Below are 14,412 nucleotides of genomic sequence, written 5' to 3' on the forward strand. Positions count from 1 at the left end.
GTCTTATTCCTTGGGGATGTAGCCGGTGATTTCGAGTCCATAGCCCACCATGCTGGGCATGCGGCGCGGCTGGCCCATGAGCTGCATCTTGGCCACGCCCACTTCGCGCAGGATCTGGGCGCCCACGCCGTAGGTGCGCAGGTCCATGCGACCGCGCTCGGGCGCCTGGGCGGCGCGGGCCGTGCCTTCGAACTGCTCCAGCAGTTGCTCGGCACTCTCGCCGCAGTTCAGCAGCACGGCCACGCCCTGGCCGTGGTGGTGGATGTATTGCAGGCTGGCGTCCAGGCTCCACGAGTGCATGCCGCGGCCCACTTCCAGCAGGTCCAGCACCGACAAGGGCTCGTGCACGCGCACGGGCACGCTCTCGGCGGTGTCCCACTGGCCCTTGACCAGGGCCAGGTGCACGGCCTGGCTCGGCTCGTCGCGGAAGGCGTGCATGGTGAACTCGCCGAACGCCGTGGTGATCTGGCGCGAAGCCACCTTGTGCACCAGCGACTCGGTGCGGCTGCGGTATTCGATCAGGTCGGCGATCGTGCCGATCTTGATGCCGTGCTCGGCCGCGAACAGCTGCAGGTCCGGCAGGCGGGCCATGGTGCCGTCGTCCTTCATCACCTCGCAGATCACGGCGGAGGGGCTGCAGCCGGCCATGGCGGCCAGGTCGCAGCCGGCCTCGGTGTGGCCGGCGCGCATGAGCACGCCGCCATCCACCGCCTGCAGCGGGAAGATGTGGCCGGGCTGCACCAGGTCGGCAGCCTGGGCGTTGGCGGCCACGGCGGCCTGCACGGTGCGCGCGCGGTCGGCAGCGCTGATGCCGGTGGTCACGCCCTCGGCCGCCTCGATGGAGACGGTGAAGGCGGTGCCCATCTTGGTGCCGTTGCGCGCCACCATGGGCGGCAGGCGCAGGCGCTCGCAGCGTTCGCGCGTGAGGGTCAGGCAGATCAGGCCGCGGCCGAAGCGCGCCATGAAGTTGATGGCCTCGGGCGTGACATGGTCCGCGGCGATCACGAGGTCGCCTTCGTTCTCGCGGTCTTCCTCATCGACGAGGATCACGATGCGGCCGGCGCGCAACTCGGCCACGATGTCCTGGACGGGCGAGATGGGCGCGGGCGTGAGGGGGGTTGTCATGCAGGGCTTTCGGATGGGCCATGCGGGCCGGGGCGGTGTGCGTTCCCCGGCGGGCGGGCAACGGGCGTGCCCCCAAAGAACGGCGATGCGGCCCCTGCCGCACGGAGGAGGGACGCGCGGTCCCGAAGCGGCCAATTCTAGTCGCGCCGCCGGGCCGTTGTCCGCGCGCCGCCGCGGTAAGTCTGCCGCAGGTGGGGGCAAGCGGGCCGCAGGTTGCGCTGCCTCAACCGTACCGGTGCGCGGAGCGCGGCACAGGGCTCAGATGGCGGGGGCCTCCAGCTTCACGTCGCTCACGGGATAGGCCACGCAGGGCAGCACGCAGCCCTCGGCCTTTTCTTCTGCCGTCAGGCCCGGCCAGTCGATGGCGTAGCGCACCTCGCCCTCCGCCAGCACGCCGATGCAGGTGCGGCAGGTGCCGTTGCGGCAGGAGCTGGGCCAGTCGATACCGCCTTGCTCCAGCGACAGCAGCAGCGGCTGCTCGGGCCAGGCATCGCACTGGGTGCCGTCGTCGCCCACGCGGGCCGTGAAGAAGGGGGCTACGGGGGAATTCATGCGAAGTTCTAAGCAAAAAGTGGCTCCAGCGCTTGTGGGGTGAGCGCTGGTAGCTATAAAAAAAAGAGCGAAAGCGTTGGGTCAGCTGCGCTGCTGCGTCTGGATCATCTTCATGGCCGAACTGACGAGTGCGGATACCTCGGTCATGTTGCTGGGCACGATGAGCGTGGTGGTGGCGTCCGCGGCCACCTTGCCATACGCCTCCACGGCCTTTTCGGCGACCTTGAGCTGCACGGCCTGCTCGCCGCCCGGCTGGCGGATGGCGGCGGCAATGCGCTCGATGGCCTGGGCGGTGGCGTCGGCCACGGCGGTGATGGCTGCGGCCTCGCCCTGGGCGTTGTTGATGGCGGCTTGCTTTTCGCCCTCGGAGCGGGCGATGAAGGCCTCACGCTCGCCGGTGGCGATGTTGATCTGTTCCTGGCGGCGGCCTTCCGAAGCGGCAATCAACGCGCGCTTTTCACGCTCGGCGGTGATCTGGGCCTGCATGGCGCGCAGGATCTCGGCGGGCGGCGTCAGGTCCTTGATCTCGTAGCGCAGCACCTTCACGCCCCAGTTCAGCGCCGCTTCGTCGATGGCCTGCACCACCTGGGCGTTGATCATGTCGCGCTCTTCGAACGTCTTGTCCAGCTCCAGCTTGCCGATCACGCTGCGCAGCGTGGTCTGGGCCAGCTGCGAGATGGCGGTGATGTAGTTGGACGAACCGTAGCTGGCGCGCATGGGGTCGGTCACCTGGAAGTACAGGATGCCGTCCACCTGCAGCTGGGTGTTGTCCTTGGTGATGCAGACCTGGCTGGGCACGTCCAGGGGGATTTCCTTCAGGCTGTGCTTGTAGGCGATGCGGTCGACGAACGGGATGATGAACTTCGGCCCCGGCGTGAGCGTGCCGGCGTACTTGCCCAGGCGCTCCTTCACCCAGGCATGCTGCTGCGGCACGATCTTGACGGCGCGCGCGATGAAGATCACCGCGATGACGAAGAGGATGATGGCGATTTCCATGAGGTTTTTCTTTCTGTGCCGCGTGCGGCGGTGAAGGGCAGGGCGGATGGTAGCGAGGCCGCCCCCGGTTCCGGATGACTACAGCGGATCCACCAGCAGGCGGTTGCCCACCAGTTCGGCCACGCGGTGCGGGCCAGTGGCGGGCGTGATGCCCGGGCGGTGGATGGCGGTCCAGCTCGCGCCGCGGTACTTCACGACGGCTGTGCCGTCGGGCTGCCAGGCGTCGATGAACACCGTCTCGCCCACGTCCAGGTTCACGCTGCGGTCGGCCCGCGCGGACGGCTCGCCCGGCCGGCTGCGGCGCTTGACGTAGGCCCCCAGCACGGTGCCGGCCCCGACCAGTGCGCTCACCAGGATCTGCGCCGTGTTGCCCAGGCCCGCGTGGGCCGCGAGTGCGCCGGCCGCCAGGCCCACGGCCAGCATCAGCAGGTAAAAGGTGCCGGTGAGCAGCTCGGCCACCACGGCCACCCCGGCCATGAGCCACCAGAGCGTGGATGCGTCCAGATTCATGTGTTTTCTCCTTCCCTCTCTGTCGGGTGCGCGCCGGCGGGCGGCGCGGTGTTGTTTCCAAGTCGATGGATTCTGGGCGAAATGCTGCGGTGTTCATAGGGATAGCACGCATATTCCTTACACTGCGCGCCTCTTTCGTTTTTTTGGCCCGGTCATCGGAGGCAGCGCATGAAATTTCGCTTTCCCATCGTCATCATCGACGAGGACTATCGTTCAGAGAACACCTCCGGCCTGGGGATTCGGGCGCTGGCGCAGGCCATCGAGGCCGAGGGCTTCGAGGTGCTGGGCGTGACCAGCTACGGCGACCTGTCGCAGTTCGCCCAGCAGCAAAGCCGCGCCAGCGCGTTCATCCTGTCGATCGACGACGAGGAATTCACGCTGGGCACGGGGCAAGACCCCATCGTGCACAGCCTGCGCGCCTTCATCGAAGAGGTACGCCGCAAGAACGCCGACGTGCCGATCTACGTGCACGGCGAGACCAAGACCGCGCGCCACCTGCCCAACGACATCCTGCGCGAGCTGCACGGCTTCATCCACATGTTCGAGGACACGCCCGAGTTCGTGGCCAAGCACATCATCCGCGAGGCCAAGAGCTACCTGGAGGGCGTGCAGCCGCCATTCTTCAAGGCGCTGCTGGATTACGCGGAAGACGGCTCCTACAGCTGGCACTGCCCGGGCCACTCGGGCGGCGTGGCGTTCCTCAAGAGCCCCGTGGGCCAGATGTACCACCAGTTCTATGGTGAGAACATGCTGCGCGCGGACGTCTGCAATGCCGTGGAAGAACTGGGCCAACTGCTGGACCACAACGGCGCCATTGGCGAATCCGAGCGCAACGCGGCGCGCATCTTCAACGCCGACCACTGCTTCTTTGTCACCAACGGCACCAGCACGTCCAACAAGATCGTCTGGCACCACACGGTGGCGCCGGGCGACGTGGTGGTGGTGGACCGCAACTGCCACAAATCCATACTGCACGGCATCATCATGACCGGGGCCATCCCCGTATTCTTGAAGCCCACGCGCAACCACTTCGGCATCATCGGCCCGATCCCGCAAAGCGAATTCGAGCCCGAGGCCATCCAGGCCAAGATTCGCGCCAACCCGCTGCTCAAGGGCGTGGATGCGACGCAGGTCAAGCCGCGCGTGCTGACGCTCACGCAGTCCACCTATGACGGCGTGCTCTACAACACCGAGACCATCAAGAGCATGCTCGACGGCTACGTGGAGAACCTGCACTTTGACGAGGCCTGGTTGCCGCACGCGGCCTTCCACCCGTTCTACGGCAGCTACCACGCCATGGGCAAGAAGCGCGCGCGGCCCAAGCAATCGGTGGTGTACGCCACGCAGTCCATCCACAAGCTGCTGGCCGGCATCAGCCAGGCCAGCCATGTGCTGGTGCAGGACAGCCAGACCACCAAGCTGGACCGCCACCTGTTCAACGAGGCGTACCTGATGCACACCTCGACCAGCCCGCAGTACAGCATCATCGCCAGCTGCGACGTGGCTGCGGCCATGATGGAGCCGCCCGGCGGCACCGCCCTGGTGGAGGAAAGCCTGGTCGAAGCCCTGGACTTTCGCCGCGCCATGCGCAAGGTGGAGGACGAGTTCGGCAAGGACGACTGGTGGTTCAAGGTCTGGGGCCCCGACAAGCTCGCCGACGAGGGTGTGGGCCGCGCAGACGACTGGATCATCCGCGGCGACGCCAAGGGCAAGAAGAACGGCGCGAGCAAGTGGCATGGCTTCGGCGCGCTGGCCGACGGCTTCAACATGCTGGACCCGATCAAGTCCACCATCGTCACGCCCGGCCTGAACCTGGACGGTAAGTTCGACAAGACCGGCATTCCGGCCAGCATCGTCACCAAATACCTGTCCGAGCACGGCGTGGTGGTGGAGAAGACGGGCCTGTACTCGTTTTTCATCATGTTCACCATCGGCATCACCAAGGGCCGCTGGAATACGCTGCTGGCCGCGCTGCAGCAGTTCAAGGACGACTACGAGAAGAACCAGCCCATGTGGCGCATCCTTCCCGAGTTCTGCCAGCAGCACAAGCGCTACGAGCGCATGGGCCTGAAGGATCTCTGCCAGCATGTGCACCAGCTGTACGCCAAGTACGACATCGCCCGCCTGACGACCGAGATGTACCTCTCGGACCTCACGCCGGCCATGAAGCCCAGCGACGCCTATGCCCACATCGCGCAGCGCAAGACCGAGCGCGTGGAGATCGACCACCTGGAAGGCCGCATCACCACCAGCCTGATCACGCCGTACCCGCCGGGCATTCCGCTGCTGATTCCCGGCGAGGTGTTCAACAAGAAGATCGTGGACTACCTCAAGTTCTCGCGCGAGTTCTCCAAGCTCTGCCCGGGGTTTGAGACCGACATCCACGGCCTGGTGGAGATCGAGGACGACAACGGCAACGTGCGTTATTACGCCGACTGCGTGGCGCAGGGCACGGGCGGCAGCCGCAAGCCCCGCGCCAACGACCCTGAGTCGCTGGTGCAGGTGGGCAGCGACGGCCCGTTTGGCCGCACCATCTGAAGTGCCGGCAGCGCCTCTCGCAGGAGGGGCGGGCTGAAAAGGGGCGGGCGACCGCCCCTTTTGCTTTTGTTTTGATAGCTGGCAGCGCTTGCTGGGTGTGTGCTAGAGCCTCATTTACCTCTGTTTCTTGCTGGGCCGGGCTCCAGATTGGCCTGCCCGCCGGCAGCGGCTGCGTTGGCCGCGGAGGGCGCGTGGGCGCGCACTCGCCAGAAGCGCGCAAACCGCGGCAAGCCGCTTGCGTGGGTGCCGTTGAAGCGGTAGGTCACCACGGTGCCCACCGGCGGTGGATTGCGCCGCACCGCATCCGGCAGGCCGCTGCCCAAGCGCAGGCGCCGGCCGTCGGGCAGCGCCACCAGCAGCGCGCCGGTCTGGCCCGCGTATTTGCCGCGTCCGGGCTCTTGCCCTACCACCACGGCCTCCGCATCCTCGAAGGTCTTGAGCTTGAGCAGATCATCGCTGCGCCCGCCACGGTAGGGCGCGTCGTCCCGGCGCAGCATCAGTCCCTCGGCGCCGGCCTTCTCCAGCCGGTGCAACTGCCCCATCAGTTCCGTGTGGCTGGACACCCTCCATTGCGCTGCAGGCTGGACCCACGGCTGGCCCAGATGGGCCACGGTGCGGCGCAGCAGGGGCAGGCGCTCGCCGAAACCGCCCGGCGCGCGCGGCAGGTCGAACACCATGTACCGCAGCGCGCGCCACCGGGCATCGTCGGGCGTGGCCTGCGCCACGGCCGCCTGCGCGGCGGCAAACTGGCCGCGGCCGGCCCACAGTTCGCCATCCATCGGTACCGGCGGCCAGCCGGCGGTGAACCACGCTGGCGCCCGGATGGGCAGGCCCTGCCGGCTGATCAGTTGCTGACCGGTCCAGAGGGCGCGCACACCGTCGTATTTTTCGCTCACCCAATAGTCCGCGACCATCACGCCCGGGTGGTAATGCTGCGCCAGCGTGGGCGAGTGCGCCGCCGGGTCCGCGGAGGAGGGCGACTCCAGGGCAGCAGCCGGCTGCGCGTTTGCTGCTCCTACACAAGCAGCTACGGCCAGTAGCCAGGCCCAGCGTCGGAGGGCCAACAGTGCGAAGTGCGTCGCAAGGAGCATGGCAGGGTCCGGATTCAGGAACTCTGGATTGTCGGCGATGCAAAAAATATAGCGGTCAGCGCTTGCTGGATGCTCGCTAGAGGTCGAAGGGGTCTTTAAGTCGGCTTTGCGCTGCGGAGGGTGAATGGCAGAGAAGCCGCAACGGATGGTCCAACTCTCCGAGAGCGGCGGACTTCCCATGCACTCCGCCAAAGCAAAAGCCCCTGACTCTTGCAAATCAGGGGCTTTCATTGTGGTGCCGGAGACATGAATCGAACACGCGACCTTCTCATTACGAATGAGCTGCTCTACCGACTGAGCTACTCCGGCGAAGACTCACATTATATACCGGAGTGGTAACTTGTTACGCGATCGACCTCATTCTTTGAGCCCAGGATCACGCTCACGCGTTCGTGCAACTGGGCGGGCTGGATGTCCAGGATGCGTTGGCGGCCGTTGGTGGCGGCGCCGCCGGCCTGCTCGACCAGCCAGCCCATGGGGTTGGCCTCATACATCAGGCGCAGCTTGCCGGGCTTGTTTGGCTCGCGCTTGTCCCAGGGGTACATGAAGATGCCGCCGCGCATCAGGATGCGGTGCACGTCGGCGACCATGCTGGCGATCCAGCGCATGTTGAAGTCCTTGCCGCGCGGGCCTTCCTTGCCCTGCAGGCATTCGTCGATGTAGCGGCGCACGGGCGCATCCCAGTGGCGCATGTTGCTCATGTTGATCGCGAATTCCTTGGTGTCTTCGGGAATACGGATGTTCTCGCGCGTGAGCACGAAGGAGCCCTGTTCGCGGTCCAGCGTGAACATGGCCACGCCGTCGCCCACGGTGAGTACCAGCGTGGTCTGCGGACCATAGATGCAGTAGCCCGCGGCGACCTGCTGGTGGCCGGGTTGCAAGAAGTCGGCTTCGGTGACGGGTTCGTCGGTGGTGGGATCGTCATGGTGCTTGTGCAGCACCGAGAAAATGGTGCCAATGCTCACGTTGACGTCGATGTTGGACGAACCGTCCAGGGGGTCGAACATCAGCAGGTGCTCGCCCTGGGGAAAGCGGTTGGGCACCACATAGATCCCATCCATCTCCTCAGACGCCATCGCAGCCAGATGCCCGCCCCATTCGTTGGCTTCGATCAACACCTCGTTCGCAATGATGTCCAGCTTCTTCTGCACCTCACCCTGAACGTTCTCGGTTCCGGCGGTGCCCATCACGTCGCCGAGATCGCCCTTGTTCACGGCGAAGCTGATGCGCTTGCAGGCGCGCGCAACCACCTCCACCAGCAGGCGCAGCTGCGGGGGGATGCGGCCATGGACGCGCTGCTGCTCGACAAGGTAGCGGGTGAGGCTGATACGTTCGGTCATGGAGGCCTTTCTTAATCGGCAAGGGCGCGGGTGACGACTTCGCGCACGTCGTTGGAGAGGTCGGACTTGGCGGCCACGCGGGAGATGGCTTCGTGGGCGGCCGTGCGGTAAGGCTCGGCGAGCTTCTTCCAGCGGTCCAGCGCGCGCGCCAGGCGGGCGGCCACCTGGGGGTTGAGACTGTCCAGCTCCAGCACGCGGTCGGCCCAGAAGACGTAGCCGGCGGCGTCGGTGCGGTGAAAGCCCCCGGGGTTGCCGTTGCAGTAACTGAAGATCACGCTGCGCGCGCGGTTGGGGTTCTTGATGTGGAAGTCCGGGTGCTTCATGAGCTGGCGCACGGCCGGCAGCACCTGGCCGCCGCGGTCGGGCGCGCCCGCCTGCAGCGCGAACCACTTGTCCAGCACCAAGGCGTCGTCCTTGAACAGCGCATGAAAGCGCGCCAGCGCGGGCGCCGCCAACTCGTGGCCGCTGCCGACCAGCGCCGCCAGCGCGTTGAAGCGGTCGGTCATATTGCCCGCGTCCTTGAAGCGCTGGTAGGTCTTGCCGGGCCACACGACGTCGCCGCTGGAACGCGCGGCCAGGCACAGCATGCCCAGGGCCAGGCCGGCCAGGGCGCGGCGGCCCGCCGACACGGCATCCGGGCGGTAGCCGCCCGTGGCGTGGTGCTCCTCCCAGGCCCAGACCCAGTCGTCACGCAGCGCCAGGGCCAGCTGCTCGCGCAGCGCCTCGCGCACGGCATGCACGCGCTGCGGGTCCACCGTGTCCAGCTGCTCGGCGATGTAGCCCTCGGACGGCAGGGTCAGTACCAGTTCCTTGAAGGCCGCGTCCAGCGTGGGGTGGCGCAGTACGTCGCGCATGGCCTGCACCAGCGGCTGGGGCAGGAGGTTCTGGCCGATCTGGCCGTTTACGCCCGCCAGTAAAGCGCCATCAGCTATCGCATTGATAGCGATGCGCAGCATCAGGCGCTGGCCGGCTTCCCAGCGGTTGAAGGCATCGCTGTCGTGCGCCAGCAGGGTGAGCAGCTCGGCGTCGCTGTATTCGCAGTCCAGGACCACCGGTGCGCTGAAGGAGCGCAGCAGCGAGGGCACGGGCGGCACGTCCACCCCTGTGAAGGTGAGCGTCATCTCGCCCTCGGTCAGCACCACGGTGCGCTCCGGAGCGCCCGCCGCGGCTTCGCCGTCCAGCTGCAGTGCCAGCGCGCGGCCGTCGGTGCCCACCAGGCCCAGCGTCACGGGGATCACAAAGGGCAGCTTGTCGGGCTGGCCCGGCGTGGCGGGGCAGCTTTGGGACAGCGTGAGCGTGTAGCGGCGTGCGTCGGCGTCGTACTGGCCAACGGCCTTCACGCGCGGCGTGCCTGCCTGGGAGTACCAGCGCTTGAATTGCTCCAGGTGCTGGGCCAGCGGGCTGCCGGGGTTGGCGTCGGCCATGGCCTGGGCGAAGTCGTCGCAGGTCACGGCCTGGCCGTCGTGGCGCTCGAAGTACAGCTTCAGCCCCTTGGCAAAGCCGTCGCGCCCGACCAGGTTGTGCTGCATGCGCACCACCTCGGAGCCCTTCTCGTAGATTGTGACGGTGTAGAAGTTGTTGATCTCGACATAGCTGTCGGGCCGCACGGGGTGGGCCATGGGGCCCGCATCCTCGGGGAACTGCACGGTGCGCAGCACGCGCACGTCCTCGATGCGCTTGACGGCGCGCGCGGACGGGCTGCCCGCCATGTCCATGCTGAATTCCTGGTCGCGAAAGACGGTGAGGCCTTCCTTGAGCGACAGCTGGAACCAGTCGCGGCAGGTGACGCGGTTGCCTGTCCAGTTGTGGAAGTACTCGTGGCCCACTACGGACTCGATGTTGGCGAAGTCCACGTCCGTCGCCGTGGCCTGGCTGGCCAGAACGTACTTCGTGTTGAAGATGTTCAGGCCCTTGTTTTCCATGGCGCCCATGTTGAAGTCGCTGGTGGCGACGATCATGAAGCGGTCCAGGTCCAGGCTCAGGCCGAAGCGCGCCTCGTCCCACGCGATGCTGGCCATGAGGGAGTTCATGGCGTGCTCGGTCTTCTCCAGGTCGCCCGGGCGCACGTACACCTGCAGCAGATGCTCGCGCCCCGCGCGGCTCTTGATCTTCTGCTCGCGCGCGACCAGCTTGCCGGCCACCAGGGCGAACAGGTAGCTGGGCTTCTTGTGCGGGTCCACCCACTTGGCGAAGTGGCGGCCGTCTTCCAGCTCGCCGCTGTCCACCAGGTTGCCGTTGGACAGCAGCACGGGGTAGTCGGCCTTGCTGGCGCGCAGCAGCACGCTGTAGCTGGCCATGACGTCGGGGCGGTCCAGGAAGTAGGTGATGCGCCGAAAGCCCTCGGCCTCGCACTGCGTGAAGAAGGTGCCCTGGCTCACGTACAGGCCCGATAGCTGGGTGTTCTTGGCGGGCGCGCAGGTGGTGAAAATCTCCAGCTCGAAGGGCTCGGTGCCCTCCGGCAGGTTTTCCAGCACCAGCTGGCCGCCGTCCAGCTTGAACGAGGTGCCGGCGCCGTTGACCATCACGCGCGCCAGGTTCAGCTCGTCGCCATCCAGGCGCAGCGGCTGCGCGGGTACGTCGGCATTGCGGCGCACGCGCAGGCGGCTCAGCACGCGGGTCTTGGCCGGGTCCAGGTCAAAGGTGAGATCCACCGTGTCGATCCAGTACGCGGGGGCCGCGTAGTCGGCACGGTGGATGGCGATGGCTTGTCCTTCTCTCATCATGGCGATGGGCTTTCCAATCTGTGCGGGCGCGTTTGCACGCCCTGTTTAGACACCCTGCTTGAGCGAGGCTTCGATGAACACGTCCAGGTCGCCGTCCAGCACCTTCTGCGTGGCGGAGACTTCGACGTTGGTGCGCAGGTCCTTGATGCGGCTGTTGTCCAGCACGTAGCTGCGGATCTGGTGGCCCCAGCCCACGTCGGTCTTGGTGTCTTCCAGCTTCTGCTGCTCTTCCATGCGCTTGCGCATTTCGAAGTCATACAGGCGCGAGCGCAGGCGCTGCCAGGCCACGTCGCGGTTGCTGTGCTGGCTGCGGCCATCCTGGCACTGCACCACGATCCCCGTGGGGATGTGTGTCAGACGGACGGCCGAATCGGTCTTGTTGATGTGCTGGCCGCCCGCGCCCGAGGCACGGTAGGTGTCGGTGCGCACGTCGGACGGGTTGATGTTGATCTCGATGGAGTCATCGATCTCGGGGTAGACGAACAGCGACGCGAACGATGTGTGGCGCCCGCCCGACGAGTCGAACGGTGACTTGCGCACCAGGCGGTGCACGCCGGTCTCGGTGCGCAGCAGGCCGTAGGCGTACTCGCCCTCGATCTTGATCGTGGCGCTCTTGATGCCGGCGACGTCGCCCGGTGTTTCTTCTTCCACCGTGGCCTTGAAGCCCTTGCGCTCGGCGTACTTCAGGTACTGGCGCAGCAGCATGCTGGCCCAGTCGCAGGCCTCGGTGCCGCCGGCGCCGGCCTGGATGTCCACGAAGCAGTTCAGCGGGTCGGCCTCATTGCTGAACATGCGGCGGAATTCCAGCTCCTCGATGAGCGGGCGCAGCTTCTCGGCCTCGGCTTCGATGGTCGTCAGGCCGGCCTCGTCGCCTTCTTCCTTGCTCATTTCGTAGAGCTCGGCGTTGTCGGCCAGCTCGGTGGTGAGCTTTTGCAGCGTCAGCACCACGGCGTCGAGCGACTTCTTTTCCTTGCCGAGCTCCTGGGCCTTCTTGGGGTCGTTCCAGACAGCCGGGTCTTCTAGCGATGCGTTGACCGTGCGCAGGCGTTCGAACTTGGCATCGTAGTCAAAGATACCTCCGTAGCTCTTGGGTCCGCTCGGTCAGGTCTTCGAGGGTGGTGCCGATGAGGTTGATGCGTTCTGCTTCCATGGTGCGGGTGTCCTGGTGGTGTCTTGTGAATAACGCGCGATTTTCTCATGGCGGGCTGATGCCCCCGCTAACGCACCCTGCAGCGTCGGGAACCGACCGGGGTTATATGTGGTTGCTATATTTACGATAGCTGCCTGCGCTTGATGGGTGGGTGCTAGAGGCTGTTTTGGCCTGATGCCCGCGGGGCTTACAGGAACTGCTCGCGCAGTTCCGCCGCACTCTTGGCCGACAGCAGGGCGGGCGCCACGTCCAGCACGGTCTTGCAACCGAACTGACCCGCCGCGTGCATGCGGTGCACCGCGCGTGCATAGGCCACCAGCACGCTGGCGGTGAACTCGGGGTTGCTGTCCAGCTGCAGTCGGTATTCGATGACCTGCCTGCTGGACGCCGAGGTGTTGCCGCTGCGGATCACGAACCCGCCGTGCGGCATGGCGCCATGGTCGCGCGCCAGTTCCTCGGCGCTGATGAACTGCACCGTGGTGTCGTACTGGGCAAAGTAGTGCGGCATGCCGACGATGGCCCGGCGCACCGCGTCAGCGTCGGCACCGTCCTGCAGCACCACGAAGCACTCGCGCCGGTGCTTCTCGCGCGTGGACAGCTCGGGACGCACGCCGCTGCGCACCTTGTCCACTGCCTCGGGCACGGGGATGGTGTACTGCACGCCACCCGCCACGCCGGGCACGCGGCGCACCGCGTCGGAGTGGCCCTGGCTCAGGCCCTTGCCCCAGAAGGTGTAGGTGGCCCCGTCGGGCAGCAGGGCCTCGCCCATCACGCGGTTGATGGAGAACAGGCCCGGGTCCCAGCCGGCCGAGATCAGTGCGGTGGTCTGGCCAGCCTGGGCCGCGGCGTCCACGGCGGCGAAATGCCCGGGGATGCGCGCATGGGTGTCGAAGCTGTCCACCAGGTTGAAATGCGCGGCCAGCTCGGGGCTTTGCCGGGGCAGGTCGTCCTTGGAACCACCGCACAGCACCAGCACATCGATAGCGCCCTTGTGGCGCAACAGGCTGTCCATGGCGTGCACCGGAACGCTTGCGCCCAGCGGCTGGAGCTGCGCGGGGTCGCGGCGCGTGAAGATGCCGGCGATCGCCATGTCGGGGTTCTTGGTGATTGCGGCCTCGACGCCGCGCCCCAGATTGCCGTAGCCGACGATGCCGATGCGGGTGGCGGGAGGGTGGGCGTCGCGGTTCTGGTCCATGCGGTGGGGCTACCTTTCGAGGGTTGACAACAAAGCGGCAAAGCGCGGTTGCCCGATTGTCGGCCACGGGCGGCAGCGCCTGCCACGACACCGCGCTGCGCGGCGGGGATATCTGCAGTGGGGCCGCCGCGTGGGCAGCGGCCACGCCCGTTGCACGACGCTCAGGCGAGCGTGGGCACCGCGAGCGCCGCGTGCGCAAGGCGTCGGCTCAGGCTGCGGGCGCCGGCCCGGCCACGAACGCCTCGATCAGCGCTGCCACGGCCTGCGGCTGGTCGTGGTGCAGCATGTGGCCTGCGTCCTCGACGACGGCATGCCGCACGTCGCGCACCTGGGTCAGGCGCTGGTGGTATTCCTGCAGCGTGTAGCGGCCCTTCCACCACTGGCCCAGGCTGTCGTCGCTGGCACGCACCGAGAGCACCGGCGCGGTGATGGCCTGGTACAGCGCCAGCACCTCGTCCACCCGGTACAGCTGCGGGTTCACGATCTTGTGCGCCGCGTCGCCCTGGATGAGCCAGCGGCCCTGGGCATCTTGCGCCGCCCAATGGCGGGCGAGCCATGCGGCCTTGTCGGAGGGCAGGCGCGGGTTGGTCTTCATCAGCCGCAGGGCCACGCCATCGGCGCTGTCGTAGTGCTTCAGGGCCAGGTCGCCGCGCTCGAACTGGCGGATCTCGTCCATCCACTGCGCCAGCCGCTGGGGGGCCTGCGCCGGCTGGGTGGCGGGCAGGCCGAAGCCCTCCAGGTTCACCAGGCGGCGGATGCGCGATGGCCGCGCGCCGGCATACAGCATGGCCACGTTGCCGCCCATGCTGTGGCCCACCAGGTCCACCGGCTGCTCGCCGGCATAGTGGTCCAGCAGCTGGTCCAGGTCGGCCAGGTAGTCCACGAAGTGGTAGCCGTCGCTCGGTGCGGGCGTGCGCGTGTGGCCGAAGCCGCGCCAGTCCGGCGCGATGATCTGGCGGCCCGCGGCAAAGGCGGCGCTGAAGGCGTCCACCACGAACTGGTAGGACGCGCCCACGTCCATCCAGCCATGCAGCAGCACGAGGGGCGGCGCATCGGCGGGGCGCTCGCCCCAGACCCGCACGTGGTAGTGCAGCGTGCGAACGGGAACGGTCTCGGTGCGGCAAGGGCGTTGGGCTTGGTACATGGGTGGATTATTTCGCGGTGAACCGTCCGCGGCGCGTCGTGGCCGCGA

11 protein-coding genes and 1 tRNA gene are annotated in these 14,412 nt (G+C 67.0%); 1 reads left to right on the forward strand and 11 read right to left on the reverse strand.

Going from position 1 to position 14,412, the window contains the following annotated elements:
* Positions 1-3: 3 nt before the first annotated feature.
* The 4 genes from ribBA to OX89_RS09590 form a co-directional block, all read right to left on the reverse strand.
* Positions 4-1,125 (reverse strand): bifunctional 3,4-dihydroxy-2-butanone-4-phosphate synthase/GTP cyclohydrolase II, encoded by a 1,122-nt coding sequence (ribBA, locus tag OX89_RS09575; RefSeq protein ID WP_047350451.1) that lies wholly within the window; start codon positions 1,123-1,125, stop codon positions 4-6.
* Positions 1,126-1,383: 258 nt separating this feature from the next.
* Complete coding sequence (locus tag OX89_RS09580; RefSeq protein ID WP_011805921.1) at positions 1,384-1,677, reverse strand: 2Fe-2S iron-sulfur cluster binding domain-containing protein; 294 nt, start codon at positions 1,675-1,677, stop codon at positions 1,384-1,386.
* A gap of 81 nt (positions 1,678-1,758) precedes the next feature.
* Positions 1,759-2,673 (reverse strand): SPFH domain-containing protein, encoded by a 915-nt coding sequence (locus OX89_RS09585; protein ID WP_011805920.1) that lies wholly within the window; start codon positions 2,671-2,673, stop codon positions 1,759-1,761.
* Positions 2,674-2,751: 78 nt separating this feature from the next.
* Complete coding sequence (locus OX89_RS09590; RefSeq protein WP_011805919.1) at positions 2,752-3,183, reverse strand: NfeD family protein; 432 nt, start codon at positions 3,181-3,183, stop codon at positions 2,752-2,754.
* Between the two features lie 168 nt (positions 3,184-3,351).
* On the opposite strand from OX89_RS09590, the gene OX89_RS09595 reads away from it, so the two are divergent.
* The gene (locus tag OX89_RS09595; protein WP_047350452.1) at positions 3,352-5,721 is read left to right on the forward strand and encodes an arginine/lysine/ornithine decarboxylase; all 2,370 of its coding nucleotides are present in this window, start codon (positions 3,352-3,354) and stop codon (positions 5,719-5,721) included.
* Between the two features lie 110 nt (positions 5,722-5,831).
* On the opposite strand, the gene OX89_RS09600 is transcribed toward OX89_RS09595, so the two are convergent.
* The 7 genes from OX89_RS09600 to OX89_RS09630 form a co-directional block, all read right to left on the reverse strand.
* A complete protein-coding gene (locus OX89_RS09600) occupies positions 5,832-6,812 on the reverse strand; it encodes a DNA ligase (RefSeq protein ID WP_052952260.1) in 981 nt (326 codons plus the stop codon).
* Positions 6,813-7,045: 233 nt separating this feature from the next.
* Positions 7,046-7,121 (reverse strand) — tRNA-Thr (locus tag OX89_RS09605).
* Positions 7,122-7,132: 11 nt separating this feature from the next.
* On the reverse strand, positions 7,133-8,152 hold the full coding sequence (locus tag OX89_RS09610) for a class 1 fructose-bisphosphatase (RefSeq protein WP_011805916.1): 1,020 nt from the start codon (positions 8,150-8,152) through the stop codon (positions 7,133-7,135).
* 11 nt (positions 8,153-8,163) lie between these two features.
* Positions 8,164-10,872, reverse strand: a complete 2,709-nt coding sequence (gene pepN / locus OX89_RS09615) for an aminopeptidase N (protein WP_047350476.1) — start codon at positions 10,870-10,872, stop codon at positions 8,164-8,166.
* Between the two features lie 48 nt (positions 10,873-10,920).
* A protein-coding gene (gene prfB / locus OX89_RS09620; protein ID WP_011805914.1) for a peptide chain release factor 2 occupies positions 10,921-12,025 on the reverse strand; the annotation gives its coding sequence in 2 pieces (ribosomal slippage) (positions 10,921-11,943 and positions 11,945-12,025; 1,104 coding nt in all).
* 187 nt (positions 12,026-12,212) lie between these two features.
* A complete protein-coding gene (locus OX89_RS09625; protein WP_047350453.1) occupies positions 12,213-13,220 on the reverse strand; it encodes a diaminopimelate dehydrogenase in 1,008 nt (335 codons plus the stop codon).
* A gap of 208 nt (positions 13,221-13,428) precedes the next feature.
* A complete protein-coding gene (locus OX89_RS09630) occupies positions 13,429-14,364 on the reverse strand; it encodes an alpha/beta fold hydrolase (RefSeq protein ID WP_047350454.1) in 936 nt (311 codons plus the stop codon).
* Between the last annotated feature and the right edge of the window lie 48 nt (positions 14,365-14,412).

It is taken from the genome of Diaphorobacter sp. J5-51, assembly GCF_001023515.1.
Taxonomy (GTDB): Bacteria; Pseudomonadota; Gammaproteobacteria; order Burkholderiales; family Burkholderiaceae_C; genus Diaphorobacter; species Diaphorobacter nitroreducens.